Origin of the sequence: uncultured Streptomyces sp. (genome assembly GCF_947488945.1) — a bacterium.
GTDB lineage: Bacteria > Actinomycetota > Actinomycetes > Streptomycetales > Streptomycetaceae > Streptomyces.
In genome coordinates this window covers 1-6,342 of sequence record NZ_CANLBS010000050.1, presented here as the reverse complement: position 1 = coordinate 6,342, position 6,342 = coordinate 1, and the positions used below count along the sequence as shown (strand labels likewise).

5 protein-coding genes and 1 pseudogene are annotated in these 6,342 nt (G+C 72.5%); 4 read left to right on the top strand and 2 right to left on the bottom strand.

Features of this window, described 5'->3' with window-relative positions:
• Nucleotides 1-196: pseudogene (locus Q0994_RS33705) on the bottom strand (serine/threonine protein phosphatase); the annotation flags it as partial.
• Between the two features lie 309 nt (nucleotides 197-505).
• Nucleotides 506-1,321 carry an IclR family transcriptional regulator gene (locus Q0994_RS33700; RefSeq protein ID WP_299542508.1) on the bottom strand — a complete coding sequence of 272 codons (816 nt, stop codon included), beginning with the start codon at nucleotides 1,319-1,321 and terminating at the stop codon, nucleotides 506-508.
• A 334-nt stretch (nucleotides 1,322-1,655) separates the two neighbouring features.
• Here Q0994_RS33700 and Q0994_RS33695 point away from each other — a divergent pair, with 334 nt between their 5' ends.
• The 4 genes from Q0994_RS33695 (at nucleotide 1,656) to Q0994_RS33680 (ending at nucleotide 6,076) form a co-directional block, all read left to right on the top strand.
• Nucleotides 1,656-3,029, top strand: a complete 1,374-nt coding sequence (locus Q0994_RS33695) for an aspartate aminotransferase family protein (protein WP_299542506.1) — start codon at nucleotides 1,656-1,658, stop codon at nucleotides 3,027-3,029.
• Entirely contained in the window at nucleotides 3,029-4,216 is a 1,188-nt protein-coding gene (locus Q0994_RS33690) for a mandelate racemase/muconate lactonizing enzyme family protein (RefSeq protein ID WP_299542504.1), read from the top strand. The genes Q0994_RS33695 and Q0994_RS33690 overlap by 1 nt, the downstream gene beginning before the upstream one ends.
• A complete protein-coding gene (locus tag Q0994_RS33685) occupies nucleotides 4,213-5,058 on the top strand; it encodes an amidohydrolase family protein (protein WP_299542502.1) in 846 nt (281 codons plus the stop codon). Before Q0994_RS33690 ends, Q0994_RS33685 begins: the two co-directional genes overlap by 4 nt.
• Before the next feature lie 178 nt (nucleotides 5,059-5,236).
• The gene (locus tag Q0994_RS33680) at nucleotides 5,237-6,076 is read left to right on the top strand and encodes an SDR family NAD(P)-dependent oxidoreductase (RefSeq protein WP_299542500.1); all 840 of its coding nucleotides are present in this window, start codon (nucleotides 5,237-5,239) and stop codon (nucleotides 6,074-6,076) included.
• Nucleotides 6,077-6,342: the final 266 nt, after the last annotated feature.

Genomic DNA, 6,342 nt, shown 5'->3' with positions numbered 1-6,342 from the left:
ATCCGGGACCCGCGGCGTCGGCGCGTACGGCGTCGGCAGGGACGACGTCGGCACGTACGGAGTCGGCGTCGGCGGGGACGGCACGGGAGCCCGCGGAGCCGGGACGTGCCGGTTCGGCCTGCGCCGGTTCTGGACGCGCCCGTTCGGGACGTGCCGGTTCTGGACGCGCGGGACTGGTGCCGGGAGGAACGCTCATGCGGACTTCGCCTTCCGAGAAGTGCGGTCTGAGGGGAGCGTTCCTGCGGGGGACTGCGCTGAGGCGGATGGCTGAAAAGGAGTCCGGTCTTCGGTGTGCACGGCGCGGTGGGCAGGCGCCGGAGACGGACCGGACGGGATGAACCGCCGGTGACCTGCACGGGTCAGCCGGTTGGCTGGGAACCTACGTCCGGTTCTCGGCGTCCGTCAAGACCCGCATGCCTGCCGGTGGCGAGGAACCGCCCCTGTCCCAGGCTCCGTCCGGGCCGGTGCGGGACGCAGCCGACGGCCCGCCCGCCGGCTCCCCGCCCTACTCGTGCTCGGCCTCGTCGACCCAGCCCAGCGACGCGCTGATCCGCCGCGCCGCGTCCCGCACCTGGCCGCCCAGCTCCTGGTAGCGCCAGGCCGGCAGCCCCAGCTTGAGGCCGGTGATGCTGACGGCTCCGGCGCACACCGCGCGGTCGTCGAAGACGGGCGCCCCGATGCAGATGATGCCCTCGGCGTCCTCCTCGTCGTCCAGGGCGTAACCGACGCGTGCGATGTCCCGCAGATGCGCGAGGAAGGTCGCCGGGTCGGTGATGGTGCGGTGGGTGCGCCGGGGGAGCCCGAACCGCTCCACCACGGACTCCGCCTCGGACGGGGGGACGGCGGAGAGCAGCGCCTTGCCGAGCCCCGTGCAGTGCGGCAGCTCCCGCTGGCCCATCCGCAGGTCCAGCCGGACCCGCTGGTCGAGTTCGACCTGGTCCACCACCACCGCGTGGCCGTCCTCCGGCACCGCGAGCCGGGAGGCCATGCCGGTGGCCCTGGAGAGCTCGCGCAGTACCGGCTGGGCCACCCCGCGCAGGGACACCTGGGAGCGGGCCCGGTCGCCGAGTCTGGCCAGGCTCATGCCCAGCCGGTAGCGGCGGTTCATGCCCTCACCGTCGTCGGAGACCAGTCCGTAGGCGCGCAGGGTCTGGAGCATGCCGAAGGCGGCGCTCTTGGAGATCGAGCAGATCTGCCCGACCTCGGTGACGCTCAGGCCGTTTCCCCGGGATGGGGCGGCGAGCGCTTCGAGGATGTCCGCCGCCCTGGCGACGCTCTTGACCCAGTACTTCGGCTCCTGCGGGGCACCACTGTTCGTCATGGCAGAACAGTCTCGTAGCAGCCCGGAAATGTCCATGCCGAGGAACCGCAGGTCGTACGCCGATTTCGCGACTTCCGTTGCACACAGGGGGGTTGACCGTCTCGGGAGGCGGTCGTAATATCCAGCACTGTTCTGCACTACAGAACAGTGTTCTGAAAACTCGTCGGCAGGGGCGTACTTCACCGGCCCGACGTGCTCGCACCACCGTTATGCGCACCACACGCACCACGGATCCCCCTCTTCCTGCGGCGACTGCCGGGCGGATGGCGCCAGGGACCCACCGGCCGGGCAGGGCCGGTGCGACCCACGACCTTCGACGCAAGGAGCAAGCACCATGAGTTCAGGCCCGGCCGGGGACACCACCCCCGGACCCCTGCTCGCCGAGCGCGCCCGCCGGGTCGTGCCCGGCGGGGTCAACAGCGGTCAGCGCAGCATTCCCGGACTGACCGATCTCGTCGTCACCGGCACCGACGGCGCCCGCTTCCGCACCGCCGACGGACGCGAGTTCACCGACTTCCACTCGGCGTTCGGACCCCCGCTGCTCGGCCACAACGACCCCGACGTGGCCCGCGCCGCCGCCGAGGCCGGCGCCCGCATCGGCCACATGGGCGTCGGCGTCACCGAGGGCGAGGTGCTCCTCGCCGAGCAGCTCGCCGAACTCATCCCCTCCATCGAGAAGGTGCTGCTCACCAGCACCGGCAGCGAGGCCACCTTCCACGCGCTGCGCGTGGCGCGGGCGGCGACCGGCCGCCGTCTTGTCGTCAAGTTCCAGGGCTGCTACCACGGTTGGCACGACGCGGTGAGCCTCAACGTCATCTCCGCGCCGGACAAGGTCGGCGGTCACGACCCCATCTCCACCGGCATCCTCCCCGAGGTGCTCGACGCCACCCTCGTCCTGCCGTTCAACGACAGTGAAGCCGTGCGCCGCGCCTTCGCCGAACTCGGCGGCTCCATCGCGGCCGTCATCGTGGAACCCGTGCCGCACAACGTCGGCGCCCTGCTGCCGTACCAGGAGTTCCTCACCACCCTGCGCGAAGAGACCACCAGGGCCGGCAGCGTCCTGATCTTCGACGAGGTCATCACCGGCTTCCGGCACGCACTCGGCGGCTGGCAGCAGATCTCCGGGATCACCCCCGATCTCACGACGCTCGGCAAGGCCATCGCCAACGGCGCTCCGGTCGGGGCGATCGGCGGCCGCGCCGACCTGATGGACCTCTTCTCCACCCGCCCCGGCGGCCCCGCCTTCTTCGCGGGCACCTACAACGGCCATCCCTCGGTGGTCGCGGCCGCGCTGGCCACCCTGCGCAAACTCCGCGAGGAGCCCGTGCACGACCACGTCTTCCGCCTCGGCGAGCGGGTGCGCACCGAACTGGGCGCGATGTACGACCGGCTGGGCGTCCCGGCGGTCGTCACCGGCTACGGGTCCGTCTTCGTCAGCTACTTCATGCCCGGCGACACCCCGCGCACCTACGACGACCTGCTCGCCAACGATGCCGCGCTCTTCGTCGGCTACCGGCGCAGGCTGCTGGACCACGGGGTGTTCGAGCTCCCGCTCAACCTCAAGCGCAGCCACATCAGTTACGCCCACACCGATGATGACGTGGACCGGCTGGTGACGGCCACCGAGGCCGCGGTCGGGGCCGCGCTCGCCGAGGGCGGCGCCGCCGACCTCGCCCACACCTCCACCATGGGCGGAGCCGCGCACTGATGCTCACCGTCAACCGCACCCGCCCGGCCGGACCGGCCGGCCGCATCTCCCGCGTCGAGACCCTGATGCTCGGCACCTCCTGGCGCGACTTCGGCTACGTCCGCGTCCACACCGACGAGGGCCTCTCCGGCATCGGCGAGATCACCCACCCCTACCGGGTCGCCGAGGTCTGCGCCCTCACCGAGGCCATCGCCCGCCGCCACCTGCTGGGCGCCGACCCCTTCGACGTCGAGGAGCTGTGGCTGCGCGTCTACCAGGGCGACTTCCTGCGCGGCGGCGACATGGGCGGCGTCGCCCTCTCCGGCCTCGACCAGGCCATGTACGACCTTATGGGCAAGGCACTCGGGGTTCCCGCCTACCGCCTCACCGGCGGCGCCTGCCGCGACCGCGTCCGCGTCTACGCCAACGGCTGGTACACCGGCGAACGCGAGCCGGAGGTCTTCGCCGCGAAGGCGAAGGAGACCGTCGCCAAGGGCTTCACCGCCCTCAAGTTCGACCCGTTCGGACCCGGCCTGCACGAGCTGGAGCGCGCCGAACTCCGTCGCTCCGTAGACCTGGTGGCCGCGGTGCGCGAGGCGATCGGCCCGGACGCCGACCTGTTCGTCGAGGGGCACGCCCGCTTCGCCATGCCGACGGCGGTACGGCTGCTGCGCGAGCTGGAGCCCTTCGACATCGGCTGGTTCGAGGAGCCGCTGCCCTGGACGCACATCGAGCGGTACGCGGAACTCCGGCAGCGGGCCGCGTTCCCCATCTCCGGCGGCGAGCACTTCCACAACCGCTACGAGTACAAGCAGCTCTTCGCGACCCACGCGGTCGACATCATCCAGCCCGACCTCTCCATGGCCGGCGGGTTCACCGAGGTCCGCAAGCTCGCGGCCGTCGCGGACACCCACGGCATGATGGTAGCCCCGCACAACTCCAACTCGCCGCTCTGCACCACCGTCTCGGTGCACGCGACCCTCGGCATGCCCAACCTCAAGATCCTGGAGACCTTCGACGGCCTCCTGGAGAGCTACGTCTTCGACGCGCTGCCGGGCGCCCTGCCGATCGAGGACGGACACATCGGCCTGCCGACCGCCCCCGGTCTCGGCGTCGAACTCGCCGACGAGGTCTTCGAGGAACACCCGCCCAGCCACCGCTTCTGGAACATGTTCGCGGACGGCTGGGAGAAGCGGAACCGCACATGATCGTCGACGTCCACTCCCACCTCTTCCGGCACAGCCACGACTTCACCGAACCCTTCCGCTCCGACTCCGCCCGCGCCCACGCCGGCGAGGTCGACCTCACGGTGAACTGGGACGACTACGCCGCCACCGCCCCGGAGGGCACCCGCACCGTCGTGGTCGGCGGCAAGGCCCGCCGCAGCGGCCTCTGGGTCGACGACGCGGCGGTCGCCGCCTACGTCGCCCGCCGGCCCGACCGGCTGATCGGCTACCTCGCCCTCGACCCCACCCAGCCCGGCTGGCAGGACGAACTGCGCCACGGCCACCAGGAACTGGGCCTGCGCGGCATCAAACTCATGCCGATGTACGCGGGCTTCGACCCGGCCGCCGAGGAGTACGACGAGCTGTACGCCTACGCCGAACGGCATGGGCTGCCGCTGCTGGTGCACACCGGAACCACCTTCGTCTCCACGGCGCCGCTGGAGTGGGCGATGCCCCGCCACCTGGACGCGGTCGCCATCCGCCACCCGGAGCTGCGGATGGTGCTCGCCCACCTCGGCCACCCCTTCGAGGGCGAGTGCATCGCGGTCATCCGCAAGCACCCGCACGTCTACGCCGACATCAGCGCCCTGCACTACCGGCCGTTCCAGCTCTGGCACAGCCTGCGGCTGGTCCAGGACTACGGCGTCTTCGACAAGCTCCTCTTCGGCAGCGACTATCCGTTCACCACCGTCGACGACTCCGTGCGCGGGCTCCGCGAGATCGCCCGCATCCCGGGCATCCCCGGACTGCCACCGCTCGACGCCGACAAGATCGAGGAGATCATCCACCGCCCCTCCCTCGATCTGCTGGGCCTGAACGGCTGACGCGCCCCGCCCCGACGGAGCAGCCCGCATCGCCGCGGCCCCGTCGCCCCGATCTGCCGGCGACCGGCGCCGCGGCCGTTCCCCCGCGGCCCGCGCCGCCGCCGGCAGCCGGGCCGCCGCCCCGCTCCCGGTGGGCGCGGCGGCCCGTCCTTCCGTACGCCCCGCCTGGAGGAACCGCATGACCGCCGCCGGCCCGTCCCCCGCGACCGCCCGTTTCGACCTGACCGGCCGCACCGCCCTGGTCACCGGGGCGGCCCGTTCCCTCGGCCGCGCCTTCGCCGTGGGGCTCGCGGAGGCGGGCGCCGACCTGATCCTGGTCGACCTGCCGGGCGCCGACGGCATCGAGGAGACCGCGGCCCGCGTGACCGCGCTCGGCCGCCGCGCCCGGATCCACGGACAGGACCTCGCCGACACCGCGGCGCTGAGCGGCTTCGCGGACCGGGTGCGCGCCGAGGCCGGGCCGGTGCACATCGTCGTCAACAACGCCGGCACCGCCGCCCTGGAGCGGTTCAACGAGATCACGCCCGAGAGCTGGTCCCGGATCATGCGGGTCAACGCGGACGCGGTCTTCTTCCTCAGCCGACGCCTCGCCGAACACATGGTGGCCGACCGGATCCCCGGCCGCATCATCACCATCACCTCGAAGAACGCCCTCGTCGCGGAGGCCGGACTCGCCCACTACAACGCGTCCAAGGCCGCCGCCCAGCTGGCCACCGAGACCCTGGCCGTCGAACTGGCCCCGCACGGCATCACCGCCAACACCCTCGCCCCCGGCATGGTGGAGACCCCGATCGACGGGGAGTTCCCCTTCGACCGGGAGGCGTTCGAGGCCGCGTACCGGGAGCGCATCCCGCTGGGCCGGTACGCGCGGCCCGAGGAGTGCGTGGGCGCGCTGCTGCTGCTCGCCTCGGACGCGGGCGCCTACCTGACGGGCGCACGGCTGGTGGTGGACGGCGGGGTCCTCGCCGACCAGATGCCGCGCATGGGGTTCATGCCGCCCTACCGCTCGACCCTCTGACCTGCCCGAACCGCTGACCTGCCCGGCCCTTCTGACCCGGCCGGCCCGGGGCCTACCGGGCCGCCACGGCCCTGCGCGCCGCCCCACGCGTACTCCGCAGCGCCCGGTACCCGGCGCACCGCACGGCGGCGCGCCCCCGTGGACCTCCGCCACCGCGCCCTCTTCGCTCCCTCTCCGTCACGTCGAACCGCCGGCACCGGCGACAGCCCGAGGAGTACCCGTCATGACCGATTCCGCGCGCCCCGCCTCCCCGGGCGCCGATTCCG

Bases quoted from the DNA above. Each gene is read 5' to 3' on its own strand.
- Q0994_RS33700 (WP_299542508.1), bottom strand. From the start codon at position 1,321: ATGACGAACAGTGGTGCCCCGCAGGAGCCGAAGTACTGGGTCAAGAGC.
- Q0994_RS33685 (WP_299542502.1), top strand. From the start codon at position 4,213: ATGATCGTCGACGTCCACTCCCACCTCTTCCGGCACAGCCACGACTTC.
- Q0994_RS33680 (WP_299542500.1), top strand. From the start codon at position 5,237: ATGACCGCCGCCGGCCCGTCCCCCGCGACCGCCCGTTTCGACCTGACC.
- Q0994_RS33690 (WP_299542504.1), top strand. From the start codon at position 3,029: ATGCTCACCGTCAACCGCACCCGCCCGGCCGGACCGGCCGGCCGCATC.
- Q0994_RS33695 (WP_299542506.1), top strand. From the start codon at position 1,656: ATGAGTTCAGGCCCGGCCGGGGACACCACCCCCGGACCCCTGCTCGCC.